The 16,063-nt window shown below is 36.3% G+C and carries 16 protein-coding genes; 11 read left to right on the top strand and 5 right to left on the bottom strand.

Going from position 1 to position 16,063, the window contains the following annotated elements; genetic code table 11:
* The first annotated feature begins 1 nt into the window (after position 1).
* The 3 genes from MTQ00_RS14035 (at position 2) to MTQ00_RS14025 (ending at position 3,559) form a co-directional block, all read left to right on the top strand.
* Positions 2–1,510 carry a RagB/SusD family nutrient uptake outer membrane protein gene (locus MTQ00_RS14035; protein WP_273649828.1) on the top strand — a complete coding sequence of 503 codons (1,509 nt, stop codon included), beginning with the start codon at positions 2–4 and terminating at the stop codon, positions 1,508–1,510.
* A 223-nt stretch (positions 1,511–1,733) separates the two neighbouring features.
* The gene (locus tag MTQ00_RS14030) at positions 1,734–2,303 is read left to right on the top strand and encodes a hypothetical protein (protein ID WP_273649826.1); all 570 of its coding nucleotides are present in this window, start codon (positions 1,734–1,736) and stop codon (positions 2,301–2,303) included.
* The gene (locus tag MTQ00_RS14025) at positions 2,288–3,559 is read left to right on the top strand and encodes an alkaline phosphatase (RefSeq protein ID WP_273649824.1); all 1,272 of its coding nucleotides are present in this window, start codon (positions 2,288–2,290) and stop codon (positions 3,557–3,559) included. The genes MTQ00_RS14030 and MTQ00_RS14025 overlap by 16 nt, the downstream gene beginning before the upstream one ends.
* Positions 3,560–3,653: 94 nt before the next feature.
* Here the strand turns inward: MTQ00_RS14025 and MTQ00_RS14020 are convergent, their stop codons facing one another.
* The 4 genes from MTQ00_RS14020 to MTQ00_RS14005 form a co-directional block, all read right to left on the bottom strand.
* Positions 3,654–4,655 (bottom strand): phosphatidylinositol-specific phospholipase C, encoded by a 1,002-nt coding sequence (locus MTQ00_RS14020; RefSeq protein WP_273649822.1) that lies wholly within the window; start codon positions 4,653–4,655, stop codon positions 3,654–3,656.
* A 261-nt stretch (positions 4,656–4,916) separates the two neighbouring features.
* The gene (locus MTQ00_RS14015; protein WP_273649820.1) at positions 4,917–6,134 is read right to left on the bottom strand and encodes a 3-phosphoshikimate 1-carboxyvinyltransferase; all 1,218 of its coding nucleotides are present in this window, start codon (positions 6,132–6,134) and stop codon (positions 4,917–4,919) included.
* A 158-nt stretch (positions 6,135–6,292) separates the two neighbouring features.
* Positions 6,293–6,619, bottom strand: coding sequence for a nucleotide pyrophosphohydrolase (locus MTQ00_RS14010; RefSeq protein WP_034678907.1), 327 nt, complete (start codon positions 6,617–6,619; stop codon positions 6,293–6,295).
* Positions 6,619–8,025, bottom strand: a complete 1,407-nt coding sequence (locus tag MTQ00_RS14005) for a hypothetical protein (protein ID WP_273649817.1) — start codon at positions 8,023–8,025, stop codon at positions 6,619–6,621. The genes MTQ00_RS14010 and MTQ00_RS14005 overlap by 1 nt, the downstream gene beginning before the upstream one ends.
* A gap of 185 nt (positions 8,026–8,210) precedes the next feature.
* On the opposite strand from MTQ00_RS14005, the gene MTQ00_RS14000 reads away from it, so the two are divergent.
* From MTQ00_RS14000 to guaB, 8 genes are all read left to right on the top strand, one after another.
* Positions 8,211–8,462 carry a type B 50S ribosomal protein L31 gene (locus MTQ00_RS14000; protein WP_002976190.1) on the top strand — a complete coding sequence of 84 codons (252 nt, stop codon included), beginning with the start codon at positions 8,211–8,213 and terminating at the stop codon, positions 8,460–8,462.
* 589 nt (positions 8,463–9,051) lie between these two features.
* Positions 9,052–10,212, top strand: a complete 1,161-nt coding sequence (locus MTQ00_RS13995) for a GlmU family protein (RefSeq protein WP_273649809.1) — start codon at positions 9,052–9,054, stop codon at positions 10,210–10,212.
* Between the two features lie 98 nt (positions 10,213–10,310).
* Positions 10,311–10,820: an RNA polymerase sigma factor gene (locus tag MTQ00_RS13990; RefSeq protein ID WP_172280942.1), complete on the top strand. Its 510-nt coding sequence runs from the start codon at positions 10,311–10,313 to the stop codon at positions 10,818–10,820.
* The gene (locus tag MTQ00_RS13985; RefSeq protein WP_273649806.1) at positions 10,795–11,463 is read left to right on the top strand and encodes a hypothetical protein; all 669 of its coding nucleotides are present in this window, start codon (positions 10,795–10,797) and stop codon (positions 11,461–11,463) included. Before MTQ00_RS13990 ends, MTQ00_RS13985 begins: the two co-directional genes overlap by 26 nt.
* Before the next feature lie 62 nt (positions 11,464–11,525).
* Positions 11,526–12,809, top strand: coding sequence for a DUF4252 domain-containing protein (locus tag MTQ00_RS13980; protein WP_172280940.1), 1,284 nt, complete (start codon positions 11,526–11,528; stop codon positions 12,807–12,809).
* 11 nt (positions 12,810–12,820) lie between these two features.
* Entirely contained in the window at positions 12,821–13,321 is a 501-nt protein-coding gene (locus MTQ00_RS13975) for a DUF4252 domain-containing protein (RefSeq protein WP_273649804.1), read from the top strand.
* 26 nt (positions 13,322–13,347) lie between these two features.
* Positions 13,348–14,055, top strand: coding sequence for a hypothetical protein (locus tag MTQ00_RS13970; RefSeq protein WP_273649802.1), 708 nt, complete (start codon positions 13,348–13,350; stop codon positions 14,053–14,055).
* Between the two features lie 167 nt (positions 14,056–14,222).
* On the top strand, positions 14,223–15,683 hold the full coding sequence (guaB, locus tag MTQ00_RS13965) for an IMP dehydrogenase (RefSeq protein ID WP_172280936.1): 1,461 nt from the start codon (positions 14,223–14,225) through the stop codon (positions 15,681–15,683).
* Positions 15,684–15,789: 106 nt separating this feature from the next.
* Here guaB and MTQ00_RS13960 read toward each other — a convergent pair whose 3' ends face one another.
* On the bottom strand, positions 15,790–15,966 hold the full coding sequence (locus tag MTQ00_RS13960; protein WP_172280934.1) for a bacteriocin-like protein: 177 nt from the start codon (positions 15,964–15,966) through the stop codon (positions 15,790–15,792).
* Positions 15,967–16,063: the final 97 nt, after the last annotated feature.

Here is a 16,063-nt window from a genome sequence, read left to right as displayed (position 1 = left end):
GATGAAATTTTTAAAAAATATATTTTGGATATCAGGGATTGCAGTCGTGCTTTCATCCTGTACAAACGAGTTAGATGTTCAGCCGGAAGGAACACCTACCGAGGCGAGTTTTTGGAAAACAGAGAATGACCTGATCACCGGAGCTAATGCAATGTATAAGCCTTTGTCCGATAGTGAGTTTTATGGGAGAGGTTTATTCTGGTTCATTAATGCCAGCGATGATATGGTTACAGGACGATCAAAAAGTGAAGCCGATAATGCAAAGAATTTCAGCAGTAATTATATTGCTGCAGGTGATCTAGAAACTCAGTGGAATAAAAGATATAATGTAATCGGTGTTGCAAACCGTGTCATTCGGAACATCGATAATATTCAGACTACAGCTGCGGTAAAAAATAAATATCTGGGAGAGGCTTTATTTATGAGCAGCCGGATGTATTTTGAATTGGCATATAACTATGGAAATGACAAAGCTGGAGTTCCTATTATCGATAGAAATAAAGAAGCCGATCCTAATCCGATCCCGAGAGCGGCCAATGTAATGGAGAACTACAATTATATTGTAACCGATCTTAAGAGGGCCGCAGAATTATTGCCTGCACAGGAAGAACTGCTGGCAAAAGACTTCGGAAGACCACACAAGGTGGCTGCATGGGCACTTCTGGCGAAAGTGTATTTATTTATGAAAGACTGGCAAAATGCTGCATTTTGGGCGAATGAAGTAATGACAAAAGGAAACAGAAATCTACTGAATAATTACGCTGATGTTTTCAAAGCTGAAAATAATTATAGCTCGGAATATATATGGTCTATACCGAGTACCCCTAAATTTAATTCGGTAGGCAGTATTCTTCCTGGCGTTATGCTTGAAAATAAAGGATGGGGATTGTATAATGGTTGGGGATATTTTCAACCTACCAAAGAATTATATGATGAATATGAAGCCGGAGATCTAAGAAGAAGTGCAACAATTCTGAAATTGGGAGATCAATTCACGTTTAACGGAAGTGTAAGAACATATGCTTCTATCAATTCCCTTACAGGATATCAGTTTAATAAATATATGGATGCATTTAAGTACGCATTAAACAGTGGGCATGTAAGCGCTAATGGAGATTATCCGTGTACCGACCTTGCTGTTCCGATTATGCGTTATGCTGAAGTTATTCTGATCAAAGCAGAAGCAAAAATTATGATGGGACAGAATGCGGACCAGGAAATTAATATGATCCGTAACCGTGCAGGATTGGCTTCGAAAAACGGATGCACATTGGCTGACCTGAAGCACGAAAGACGTTGCGAATTAGCAGGTGAATGGGCTGACAGGCACCGGGATCTTGTGCGTTGGGGGGATGCTCAAAGTACTTATGCACAGCCTTTACATGGAATTAATGGACAGATAGTATGGGCTGCCAGAAATTTCAATCCTTCGGTTCATAATGTGTGGGCAGTGCCACAGGTTGAAATCGTGAACAGTCACGGGATCATCAAACAAAACCAGGGCTGGTAAAACTTTAGTTAATAATGATAAACTATACTATTGCTGAAACTATGCAGTGGTATAGTTTAAACTTTTATTTTTTATGGTCATCATTGGTTTCAGATTGAAACGAAGGGATATTGAATTTTTATCTTGATAAAGATGAACAATGCAAAAATAGAAATCACAATTTAACAGATTGCCTTTTTGCTTTCAGTCTCTAAACCCTTTAAACAGGTCTTTTTAAAATATTATGAAACAAATAAAAATATGGGCTTTGTTAGCCACCACCATTTTTTCACAAAATCAGGCGCAGAATTATCTGAACTATACTGTAAGCAATGCACACTCACATAATGATTATGAACAGAAAGTACCATTCTGGGAGGCATATTATGCAAACTTCGGTTCTGTTGAAGCAGATGTTTTTCTTGTTAATGGCAAGCTGTGGGTAGCCCATACAGAAAAAGAATTATCTCCTGACAGGACATTGGAAAGCCTCTACCTGGACAATATTTCAAAACAAATCAAACTCAATAAAGGAAAGATTTATCCGGATTCTTCTAAAAAACTACAATTGCTTATTGATATTAAGCAAGATTATAAAATAAGTCTCAATGCTTTGTCAGCAACGTTGAAAAAATATCCTGAGATTACGGGTAATTCCGGAGTCAAAATTGTAATAACCGGTAACAGACCTCAGCCTTCTGATTTCAAAAATTATCCGGATTATCTTTTTTTGATGGGGATCTTGATAAAAAATATACTTCTGACGAGCTTGGAAGAGTCGGACTATTCAGTGCAGATTTGCAGGGGCTGGTAAAGTGGAATGGAAAGGGAATCCCCAGGGATGAAGAAACCGAAAATATAAAAAAGGCAGTGGAGGCTGCTCATGCCCGGCAAAAGCCAGTACGTTTTTATGGAGCTCCGGATTTCCCTAATGCATGGGTGAATTTTATAGATTTGGGAGTGGATTACATCAATACCGATCACATTCCCGATCTGAAAAAATTTCTCAATACCATTCCTAGGAATTTTTATAAAAATACCAAAGAATACACCACATATGCACCTACCTACAAAACGGATGGTGTGGTTAAGAATGTTAAAAATGTGATTCTTTTAATTCCGGATGGTACCTCTTTGCCCCAGTATTATGCTGCCTTTACAGCGAATAAAGGAAAGTTAAATGTATTTAATATCAAGGCTACCGGATTGTCTAAGACCAATTCGTCCAATGCTTATATTACGGATTCTGCTCCGGGGTCAACAGCATTTGCTACGGGAGTGAAGACGAAGAATACCTTCGTTGGAGTTGATGAAAGAGGAAATTCTATTGCACAAATTCCGGATATCATTGCCGGCCAGGGAAAGGTTTCAGGATTAATTTCTACCGGAGACGTCACAGATGCTACACCCGCAGATTTTTATGCACATTCAGATAACAGAAATAGCTCGGAGCCAATCCTGAAAGGCTTTGTGAATTCCAAAACCAAGATTCTGATTGGCGGTCCTACCAGTGGATTGACGCCGGATAATGTTTTGAAAATTAAAGAAGCAAAAATAGATACTTACCAGGATCTAAAATCTGTGAAGAAAATCAATAACCGAACATTGATCATTGATCCTCTGGCTTCAAAAAGAATAACCGAAGGAAGAGGAAATTGGTTAGCTGATGCCTTTGACCTTACCCTTAATGATCTAAAAGAAAATAAAAATGGATTTTTCATGATGGTTGAGGCATCCCAAACAGATGGCGGTGGACATAGTAATAATATTGAGCAGCTTGTTACAGAATTATTAGACTTCGATCATGTGGTAGGAAAAGCCATGAAGTTTGCGGATGAAAATAAAGAAACATTGGTGATTGTTGTAGGGGATCATGAAACCGGAGGACTCTCACTTCTTGACGGAAGTCTTAAAGAAGGATGGATTTTCGGAAATTTCAGCACCAATGACCATACTTCCATTCCATCTACTGTATTTGCTTATGGCCCCAATTCTAAAGAATTTACAGGATTGTTTGAAAATACTGAGATCTTTAGTAAAATACTCAGCGCGTACGGAATAAAGAAATAAAGCTTTTATTGGAAATAATGTAATAATCATTAAAAAAGTAGCAGCCTTTAATCAATAAAGGCTGCGATTTTATTTTTCAGTTTTTTTAAGAAATCTAGTTGAAGTTAGTTTTAATAATCAATTCTGAGAGTTCTGCACTGACAAAATCTATTGGCATTATTCCGTAAGTTCCCTGTGGGCTGTTCTGAAATAAAGTTTTAAGTTTAGGATTAATAGTATTGGAAACTGTAGGAATACTGGGAATTCCAAATATTAAGGGTTTGTAACCACTTGTAAAATTAATAAAAAGTTTACTGCTGGTATCATTTTTAGCCTCATTGTAAAGAGCAGAAATCTTATTCCATTTATCATCATTATTACTTACCTGATAATAATCCTGAACTTTTAATGAAGCATTGGAATTATTGATTTCAAAGGTTGTATTATCTGCCCATGATGTAGCATCAATTCCTTTAGCTGTTTCTGCTGAAAACCTTCTTAGTAATTTTATTTTTCCTCTCACAGATCCTAAAGTAGGAATATGAGTTCCAAGATCCCATCTTGAAGGGTTTTTCTGGATGTAAGAATCGAATGTTTTCTCAAAGGTTCTTGTTGTATTCGAAGCATTATATTCTTCTTTTACAGACATGATGATGGCCTCTGTAGGATGACTGTCTAAAAATGAGTAGCATGCATTAAGAACATCATCAAAATTTAAATTCTGATAAATAGCACCATGGTGGATAGCAAAAGAATTATCAATATGCCTGCAACGGACATCCAGAAAACGGACTCCTGCATTGAGTTGCTCGCTGATGGTAAGGTTTTGGGTCTTTGCGGTACCACTGTTCGAAGGAACCTCTCTCATTGCTCCTGAATCATGAGTGCCGGGGATAGAAATTTTAGAAAGAGAAGTATTATCCTCTAATCCGGACATCCAGTTGCTGATACCAATAGTGGCCAGAGAAACTTTACCGGTATTCTTTGCCTGAATACTGAAGTTCTTATCATCAGAGTTCATAGCGGTTAGATTTTCTGAACATGAAGAAAGCATCGTTGAGGTGGCTGTAATACCGAGAAGGAGAATCGCAAGATGTCTCACATTAAATTTGGACATAGTTTAAGTATTTTTATTTAAACCTAAAATAAGCATATATCTATTATACGGGAGTTAAATGAATTTTAATAGATAATTAAGTTATGATGTTTAAATGTAGAAATTCTCCTAAAAGGCAAAAATTACAGAATTGCTGAAATTGCAAAATCGTCTGTTTTCTAAATTAACTTGAGTAGCGTATTGTCCATATAAAATAAACACAAAACGACGATCTGATGAAAGGACCGTCGTTTTGTGTTGTCGTTTGAAATATTCTTTACATTACGATATAAGAATTGTGGAAAGATCTTTCCAGAACATAGGATACGATTTTTCAACCACATTTTCTTCCTCTATAGTAAGCTCTTTGATCAGGCAGAATGGAGCGAAACTCATGGCCATCCTATGATCCTGATAAGTTTTGATCGAAATATTTTCTTCCGGTTCTCCAAAACTCACTGATTCGATTGTGAAATCTGTAATTTCAGTTTCAGTTCCTATTTTTTTTAGTTCGTTATATAAAGCCTGTAATCTGTCTGTTTCCTTAACCCTTAAGGTTCCAAGACCTGAAATGGCGAAAGGAATTTTTAATGCAGCTGCCGTTACACAAAGAGTTTGCGCAATATCGGGGCAGTCGTTCATGTCCAGTTCAATTTTTTCCGGAAAAGAAAAGTAAGGATCAGCCTTTAGAGTAATTTTATGTTCTTCTTCCGAAAAAGTCGTTGTAATTCCAAAGAACTTCTCATAGATGTTTGCTATTGCAGAATCTCCCTGAGTGGATTGTTTATAGAAGCTTTTCAGATGAATAGTTTTCCTTCCCAATGCACAGATAGAGTAGAAGTATGAAGCAGAGCTCCAGTCACTTTCTACTTCATAATGGATAACAGAAGATGGGTTTGCAAAAGGTTCTACTTTAATCACATTCCCCGTAAAAGTAGCATTGATACCAAATCTGGTAATAATATCAAGCGTCATTTCTATATAAGACCTCGATGTGATATCGCCGACAAGATTGATCTCCAAGCCATTTTCCAGCTTCCCTGCAATAAGAAGTAAAGAAGTAATAAACTGGCTGGAAATATTGGCAGGAACATTCACCACAGATTGTGTGATCCTCTTACCTTTAATTTTTAAAGGAGGAAAACCTTCGTTCTCCATATATTCAATATCTGCTCCCAGATCACGCAAAGCGTTGACCAGGTTTTTGATAGGCCTTTCTTTCATTCTTCCGGATCCGGTAAGGATAGTATCCCTGCCCTCGAGGATAGAAAAATATGAAGTAAGAAAGCGCATGGCGGTTCCGGCATGATGAATGTCCACCATTTCAGAATTTTCTGATAAGGCTTTCGTAAGCATTTCTGTGTCCTGGGAATTGGAAAGATTTCCGATTTGTATGTTATTAAACAGGCTTTCCAAAATCAACAAACGATTCGAAATACTTTTCGAACCGCTGATTTGTATGGTTTGATCTCCTTCTAATTTTGATTTCTCTAACTTCATTGTTTCTATAGGTTTCAGATTTCAGACATCAGATCCCAGACGTTTATTATCTGTTATCATCAACGTACTCTCTGTTTCAATTTTATTATTCTGATAAGACTCAGTCTTTTAAGACCAGATGATAAGCTAAATAAGCCTTACCCATTGCATCTGAATCTTTACTTCAGTTTTTCATTATTCTGATGACGGTCTTTATCACGATCCGTTTTTATCTTCATTTTTTTGTCGAAAGCTTCCTGTAGATTTACCCCTGTTTGATTGGCAAGGCATAAGGTTACAAAAAGAACATCCGCCAATTCTTCACCCAAATCTTTGCTTTTGTCACTTTCTTTTTCACTTTGCTCACCATATCGCCTCGCGATAATTCTGGCCACTTCACCTACCTCCTCTGTCAACATTGCCATATTGGTAAGTTCATTAAAATAACGGACACCAATTGTTTTTATCCATTCATCAACCTGCTGTTGTAAATTCGTTATTTCCATTACTGATAAGCTCCAAGAGTTGGTTGGGTAGTTCTCGATACATTGGCTATATCTGTTGGAACCGTTGCTGCTACTGCAACATTTCCTTTATTTTTAGCCGGGGAGGTAGTCTTAACTCTTAAATTCTGATGAGCAATAAAATAATTGACAAATTGCGGGTCTTCATTTTTTAAACTCTGAATGACATTAGTATTGCTGTCAAAGTTAAAGCCGGCTTCCGAAGTGTTTGAATACTTTAGCAGGCAGTTTTGGAACTGAAAATTAAATAACTGTCCTGGAGTTTGTTCAAAATTAATTGAATTATCCCTGTCGGAATACACAATACTGTTTCTCACATTAAGCTGTAATGCGCCTTGTTCTGTTTGACCAGCATCATTTTTCCACTCATTGGTAGCAAAAATTCCGTTACGGTTGGAAGAAGAAAGCGTTTTCGAATAATTGGCTATGGTAGCATGTGTATAGTTATGGTTTCCTCCTTTAAAAATACCTATTGCAGATTCCCCGCAGTTATTCATAACAAGATTTTTTCCATTCACTGTTGAATTTACAGCATATATACCATATTCCTGAAATGTATGAATAAATGAATTGCTGATTGTGGCATTCGTCTGCTTCATCTCCAGTCCTCTTGTTCCTCCGAAAAGTCTTCCGTAATTCATATTGAGGGTAGATCCTGCTTCCATACGGATTGAATTCCAGTTTTTAGGAATAGTATCATAGTACGGATCATTCCTGTCACCCCGAAGAACAACCTCATTGTTCAAGGTTCCGTTTATATTTAATGTAGCACCTGTGCCTACTTTCATTCCGCTGTTTTTATGGAAATATACTTTGGTGCCGGGTTGAATATCCAGGGTAACATTCGGATTTATCGTAAGGTCACCATAAATAATCTTCGCTTTTGTGTTACTCCAGGTTGTATGATTACTGATCACATTAGGGTTGGTTGGAGTCTGGATAAAGAATTCAGCATCCTGAACCACAGAAAATAAAGTGACATGCTGTTGTCCCGCAGGACTCGTAAATATCACACGATCTTCAGCAATAGCCTCCGGACCGGTAGCTTGTGGGGCAATTTCAACAAAAATATAAAGACTGTCTTTTTTTCTCAGGGGAACATCTTTAAAATCATATCCTGCCTTTCCGTCTACATTGATTTTATATAATGAAGCTGCTCCTTTTTCAAGATTAATTCTGGGAATAGAAATATCTTTGTCTTCATTATTATATACTTTTACAACATAAGTTTCAGAGCGGACCTGGTGATAGACCGTATCACAAAACACAGTGTCCCTGGAAAATCTTAATTGCTGCGAAGGAGCATCAAAGCTGATATCATCTTTATTACATGATACCACCATCAGAAGCATCCAGAAAGAAAAAGCCAGTAATAATTTGAATTTCATCGAAATTAAAGTTTAATATAAATTCCAAATTTAACGAAAATACTTTAAATTTCTTATCAAGAAAAAAATATTGGACTAGCTATTTGGATATTAGAAAAAATATTGTATTTTTGCAGCCTAAAATTAGCAGAGAAATATCCATTACTATTTCGAAAGCAAACTTTAATTTTTTTAAAAATTGTATTATGAAAAACGGAATTCACCCAGAAAATTATAGACTTGTTGTTTTCAAAGATATGAGTAACGACGAGGTGTTTCTTTGCAAGTCTACTGCAGAAACAAAAGACACTATCGAGTATGAAGGACAAGAGTACCCTTTGATCAAAATGGAAATCTCTTCTACTTCTCACCCTTTCTACACTGGTAAAGTAAAGTTAGTAGATACTGCTGGTAGAGTAGATAAATTTATGAACAAATACAAAAAATTCGCTAAGTAATTTTTTGACATTTAAAGATATTAAGGTCTTCCAAAATTTTGGAAGACTTTTTTTTGAGCTGAGATTCTTTTTAGGAGCTTTTTCCCGCTATCCACTCATACTCCTCACGCCAGGGCTAATCCAATACTTGTTGCGGGGTATCCGTTTCTATCGGGGCTAGATTAATTAATAATAAATGATAATTGATAGACAGTTGTCAATATTATAAATTAACAATCATATTTTTACAAAAGCCTACAAGGATTCATGAAACAAATGCAAAAATCTGTATGAATCTGAGAAGATCAGAGGTCTAAAATATAATATAAAGTAAGTAATTAACAATACTCACTTTGATCATTAAAAAACAGATTTCTACCGAAATTGCAGCGGTCATTTATTAAAAGATAAGATCAGCATTTACGCTCGCACTTCATACCTCGGATCACGCATCCCCGAAATACCTTTTCTGATTTCTCATATGTTTTTGTATTTTTGTTCTGAGTAGAAATAAGGAGCTCATATCCGGAAAATAACACCACCACAAGTACGGTATTACTTCCATTTTCAAGCCTTTGATTTCTAACTTCTAACCTCTAACTTCTTAAAAATGCAATTAGTATTTTCAGATGCACAATATTGGGAAGACTTTCTTCCCCTTACTTTTACCCGCCCCATTGCAGAAATGCGTTGCGGAATCCTGACATTTTCAGAGAGATGGCAGAAATTACTGGAAAACTCTGAAGTTTCCTATTTCACAGAAAATTACCTTCAGGAAAAATTTAAAAACCCGGAAGAAAAAGAAAGTCTTTTTCTCGTTACTAATTTTCTACCTACTGAGCAGGTCCTGCAACAAATAAAAGACCTTAAGCAAGGTGAAGCTTTAGTATACGAAGACGAATTGATTGCAGCAAAAATCAATATGAAAGGGTTTTCCCTGAATCAGATTGAAAAAATGACTGATATCAAAGAAGAACTTGTTTTCTTTAAAAAACCTAAAGACCTGTTTACCTATAATCATAAGGCGATTGATTTTGACTTTGATCTCCTTACCAAAGGAAGAACCTCTCAGGAACTTTCTTCCACCAATGGATTCTTAGGAGATAAAAAAGATTTATTTATTGAAGAAGGGGCACAGATAGAATTCTCAACACTCAATACAAAAACCGGAAAGATTTATATCGGAAAGAATACGGAAATAATGGAAGGCTGCCATCTTCGTGGTCCTATTGTCCTTTGTGATGATTCTAAATTTAATCTGGGGGCAAAAATTTATGGTGCAACCACCATTGGACCTCAGTGTAAAATAGGAGGAGAGGTTAATAATATTATTGTATTCGGGTATTCCAGTAAAGGTCATGAAGGATTTGTCGGAAATTCGGTAATCGGGGAGTGGTGTAATTTTGGAGCGGATACCAATTCGTCAAATATGAAAAATAACTACGGAACAGTAAAATTCTGGAGCTACAGGACGAAGGCATTTGAAGATACAGGATTACAGTTTGCCGGGCTGATCATGGGAGATCATTCCAAGACAGCAATCAATACCCAGCTGAATACAGGAACTGTAATTGGTGTCGCTTCCAATATTTTTAAAGAAGGTTTTCCTCCTAATCTCATAGAGAATTTTTCCTGGGGTGGATTTAAGGGAGATGAACGATTTAAATTGGATAAAGCTTACGAAGTGGCAGAAAGAGCAATGGCCAGAAGAAAAGTGGCTCTCACAGACGAAGATAAGAGGATTTTAAAATATATTTTTGACAGCTATTAACCCTGATTATAAAAAAAACTTCATTTTTTTGAAGTTTTTTTATTTTGTGATGTAATAGAATTTAATTTTTGATTGTCTTACTCATAGAAACAAAACTTATGACCCAAGAGACCTTTAAGAATACGGTGTTTATTCTCAAAAACGAGATGTATCGTTTTGCGAAGAGGTTTGTCATGAGCAGTGATGAAGCAGAAGATGTGGTGCAGGATCTTATGGTAAAGTTTTGGCAGAAAAGAGAAGAACTGGAGCAATTCGGAAATTTAAAATCATATGCATTAAAATCCGTTCGGAATGAATGCCTTAACAGATTGAAGCATCATGATGTGAAGGCTGGTTTTGCAGATATGCAGATTCACCGGTCGGAACTTTACAGTATGGATATTAATAACCTTAAAGAACATATTATAGGATTTATTAATGAACTTCCTGAAAAACAAAAGATGGTTATCCATTTGAAAGATGTAGAGGAATATGAAGTATCTGAAATTTCAGAGATGCTGGAAATGGAGGAAAATGCAGTAAGAGTAAATCTTATGCGTGCAAGACAAAAAGTAAAAGAACAAATCTCACAACTGATGAATTATGAACAACGATCAATTTCAAGATAAGTACGACGAAATCTTCCGTGATATGAAGGAAGAAAAGATGGATTGGGATTTTGAAGATTTTCTTCAAAAAGCAGAAGGTATAGATAATGATGATCATAAGATCATTCCTCTGGAAAAGAAAAAACCTTCTTTTCCCAAATGGTTCTGGATGGCTGCAAGTGTAGTATTGCTTGTAAGTGCAGGATTGATCTTCAATTACTACCAAAATGTTCCGGTAGCAGACCAGTCAAAATTGGTAGAAAACCAGATCAAGCAACAAAAGCAGGATTTCATTGAAGAAAATCATGAACCAGAACGGCAGGTCGCTGTAAACAGTGCAGACAGTATTGCAGCAATAAAAAGTGATTCTGTCTTTCAGAGAAACACAGTTGCGGAAAAAGATGTTCTGGATGAGATTCTTCCTAAAAGAGGAAGACTGAAAAAAGAAGTAAGACCAAAATTTACAGATAATTCTTCTTATAGAAAATTGAATGTTGCTTCGAAAGATTCTACAGGCTACAATAACAATTATGTTATTGTAAACGGAAAAAGGATCGATAATGTTGAAGAGGCTATTAATGTGACTAAATATTCATTTCAAATATTTGCAAATAATGTTAGCGAAAAGTTAGTACAGCCAAAAGTAATGGATGATAACTATTAACAAAAAAAGAGATTACTCCCTGATCAGGTATTAATTATCAGCTTAAAATTAAAAATTGACTCATGAAAAAAATATTGATAATATTCGCACTTGCCTTCTCCCACTTCTTTACAGTATATGGGCAGGATGACAAATTCGATAAACTTTTTGAAAAATACCAGCAGGTAGAAGGTGTAACTTCTATTAAAATTGCAAAACCCATGTTTGGGATGCTTAGCAGCCTGAATATCGATGATTCTCAGCTGGATCAGATCAAACCATTATTGACAAAGATTAATGGATTAAAGATTCTGATTACAGAGAGCCCTGAAAACGTAAACTCTCCGGGAGGTAAAAAAATACAAAGTAATATCTCCCAGATCAATAAAGATATTTCTACCTATTTAAATAACCTGAACTATAGCGAAGTGATGAGCGTGAATAGTAAGGAAAGCAAAATAAAATTTCTATCTTCAGGAGCAAAAGAAGGAATATTGGATGATGTCCTGTTGAGTATTGACAGTGGTGATGGCGGGAATGTTTTAGTAATGCTGGATGGGAAACTATCAATGGATGATCTCAGTAAGATTATAAAATCCAGTGAAACAAAAGTAAGCTCGAGTACCAATACTACACGAAGCAGCTTTACTTCAGAGAGTAGTACTTCATACCTTAATGGTGAAGCAAGAAATGTGGGTGAGTTCTCAGGAATTCAGGTGAGCACGGGAGTAAATCTCGTTTATAAGCAGGAAAGCCCGACAAGTGTAAAGGTTATTGCAGATGCGGATAAGCTTCAATATGTAATCACCAAAGTAGAGAATGGTATTTTAAAAGTTTATGTTGACAATAAGGGCGAACGAAATGTCAGATTTAAAAACTTAAGTGTAAATGTTTCTTCTCCAAGAATGAGTAGTGTGAAAGCATCTTCCGGAGCAAACTTTACAGCAGTAAATCCGGTAAAGGAGAACCGTATGGATATTGATGCTTCATCAGGATCTACAATCAAAGGAAAATTTAATGTTTCTGGTACCACAGACGTGAGTTCTACTTCAGGAGCCAGTATAAAAATAAGTCTTAATACTTCGTCCGTCGTTGTTAAAGCTTCAAGTGGGTCAGATACCATACTTGAAGGGCAGGCAACTTCCGGAGTTATTGATATAAGCAGTGGTGCATCTTGTAAAGCAGAAAACTTAAGATTAAGTGAATTGGAAGTGGAATCTACATCCGGATCCAGTCTTACCATCAATGTAACGGATAAGCTTAAGGCTAAAGCATCTTCCGGAGGATCCATTAAATATAAAGGAAATCCGAGAATTGATTCCAATATCAGTAAGGTTTCCGGTGGAAGTCTGAGATCCATAAACTAAACCTGATGACCATGAAAAACTTACGAACCATTTTGCTTGCAGCTTGCACGGTATTTTTGCTTCAGTCTTGTGTAGTGTCACACAAACCTAATATGGAATTCTTTTCGGACTCAGGCTATGATTTTAAAGGAGCAAAGTTTGAAAGCGTCAATGTACCCATGTTCCTGGCAAAACCTTTTATCAGAAAAGCATTAAAAGAAGAAGAGGATGGTGAGGCTACCGCTCAGTTGGTAAAGAAAATATCAAAAATAAAAGTATTGACGGTAGAAAACGGAGATCAGGAGATGTTAGCAGATTATGCAAGATATCTTAATAATAACAATTATGAAGACTGGGCGACCATAAAACATAATGGAGATAATGTAAATGTTCGTGTAAAGCAATCCGGGGAAACCATAAAAAATATGCTGATCACGGTAAATTCAGATAGAGAATTGGTATTCGTGGGTGTAAAGGGGAATTTTACTCCGGATGATATTTCAAAATTCATTAATTCAGCTTCAGATAAATAATTTATTTTTAACAATAAATTATTTACATGGAAAAATTAATCAGAGAAGTGCGCATGCTGAAGATATATGCAGCATCGCTTACAGTAGCTTTTGTTCTTTTGTTTTTTTTGGCTTTTAAAAGCAGCAATGATCACCAGAGGTTCGAAGAAATTGATGTTGAAAGAATTAATATTGTCGAAAAAGACGGAACACTCAAAATGGTAATCAGTAATAAAAAACGACAGCATCCAGGATTACTGAATAACAAACCTCTTAAAGCAAGAGAAAGGGAAGCCGGACTGATTTTCTTTAATTCTTTAGGTGATGAATGTGGAGGATTGGTATATGATGCCGATGAAAAAGGTTCAGGAATGGTATACTCTGTAGACCAGAGGAAAACGGATCAGATCATGCAACTTCAATATAGTGAAGGTATTGGGGCGGATAAAAAAAGATCATACGGACTCAAACTTTGGGACAGACCGGATGATTTCCCGCTCGAAAAAGTAATAAGGTTTGATGATTCTTTACAAAAGCTTAATGACCCAATAGCGCTGAAGAAAGCTTTTGCCAAATTGAAAGAAGAAGGAAAATTGGGGAGTGAGCGTTTTTTCGCCGGAAAAACAGCGAATGGCGATGTAGGACTTTTTATACGGGATGATAAAGGACGCATACGTCTTAAGATCTATGTAGATAAAAACAACCAGACGCATATAGAGAGTGTCGACGAAAAGGGACAGCTCACGGCTAAATAAAAAATATATTATATTTAGTTCATATAACTCATTTTATTTTGTACAAACCGCTTTTTATATAAGGGCGGTTTTTTGATTTAACTTATTGATTATTAATTTTTATTTAAACTATTAAAAAGGATTTTCATATCTCACTAAAATAGCCTAATTTTGCAAAGAAAGTAAAGATGTCTATTCATAACAAAATTGTAGAGACAGCCATCACTTTCGATGACGTTCTTCTAGTCCCTTCTTATTCAGAAGTTTTACCTAACCAGGTATCATTAAAATCAAGACTTACCGATAAAATTACCCTGAATGTTCCGATAGTATCTGCTGCGATGGACACAGTTACTGAAGGTGATCTGGCTATTGCATTAGCAAGAGTTGGTGGACTTGGTTTCATTCACAAAAATATGACGATCGCAGAACAGGCGGCACAGGTAAACCGTGTGAAACGTTCTGAAAATGGAATGATCTCTGATCCAGTTACCCTTTCAAAAGATCATACTTTAGCTCAGGCTAAAGAAATGATGTCCAAATATAAAATTTCTGGTTTACCGGTTGTAGATCCAAATAATGTTCTTATTGGGATCATCACAAACAGAGATGTTAAGTATCAGGAAAATCTTGATATGAAAGTTGAGGAGATCATGACGAAAGAAAACCTGATCACTTCCGATAAAAACACCAATCTTGAAAAGGCTAAAGAAATCCTTCTTAAGAACCGTGTTGAAAAACTTCCTATTGTAGACAAAGACAATAAATTGGTAGGATTGATTACGATTAAAGATATCGACAATCAATTGGAGTATCCTAATGCGAATAAAGATCAGAATGGCCGCCTTATTGTAGGTGCCGGAGTAGGAGTAGGAGAAGATACCATGGACAGGATTGCAGCGCTCGTAAAGGCAGGTGTTGATATTGTAGCGATTGATTCGGCTCATGGACACTCCAAAGGAGTTTTAGATAAGATTTCTGAGATCAGAAAAGCATATCCGGATCTGGATATCGTGGGAGGAAATATTGTAACTGCTGAAGCTGCAAAAGATTTGATCAAAGCAGGAGCAAATGTTCTTAAAGTAGGTGTTGGCCCGGGTTCAATCTGTACAACCAGAGTAGTAGCAGGAGTTGGGGTTCCTCAATTATCTGCGATATATAATGTCTACGATTATGCTAAATCTAAAAATGTAGCAGTAATTGCTGACGGTGGAATTAAACTTTCTGGGGATATTGTAAAAGCTATTGCGAGTGGGGCAGGAGCGGTAATGCTTGGATCTCTTTTAGCAGGAACTGATGAAGCTCCGGGAGAAGAAATTATTTTCCAGGGTAGAAAGTTCAAGTCTTACCAGGGAATGGGAAGTCTTTCGGCAATGAAAAGAGGAGGAAAAGAAAGATATTTCCAGAGTGAGGCTAAAAAATTCGTTCCTGAAGGAATTGAAGGTAGGGTTCCCCATAAAGGAAAACTGGAAGATGTGATTTTCCAATTAACCGGTGGACTTAGAGCAGGAATGGGTTACTGTGGAGCAAAAGATATTGAGGCTTTACAGAAAGATACAAAAATGGTCATGATCACAGGAAGTGGATTGAAAGAATCTCATCCGCACGATGTGATTATCACACAGGAAGCTCCTAATTATTCCTTATAATTGTAGTAATAATAAGATTAATATAAAAAAGATACGGCTGGCTCATTATTGAGCCAGCCGTATTTGTAATTTAATAAATAAAATAATTTTTGAATAAAAGGACAAATTACTGTGCAATACAAGATCCTGGTGGAAGATCTGCTATTCTTCTGCAACCGCCAGGTCCACAGCAGAAAAACTCTGCATCACCACAGCCGAAATTAGGTAACTCAGCATTACACATTTTAAATCCTCCCTTAATTGTTTTCAAGCTTTCTCTTGAAATTTTTTTTGAATTTTTCATAATAAGTTAATTGTTTTAGGTTTTGTACAACGTATCAAATGTAAATTTTTTTTTCACAATTTGAATGAATTTCTTAAAAAAAGAGAGTTACTAAGGA

Source organism: Chryseobacterium sp. B21-037 (assembly GCF_028570785.1).
GTDB lineage: Bacteria > Bacteroidota > Bacteroidia > Flavobacteriales > Weeksellaceae > Chryseobacterium > Chryseobacterium proteolyticum.
This window is presented reverse-complemented; position numbering and strand designations above follow the sequence as displayed.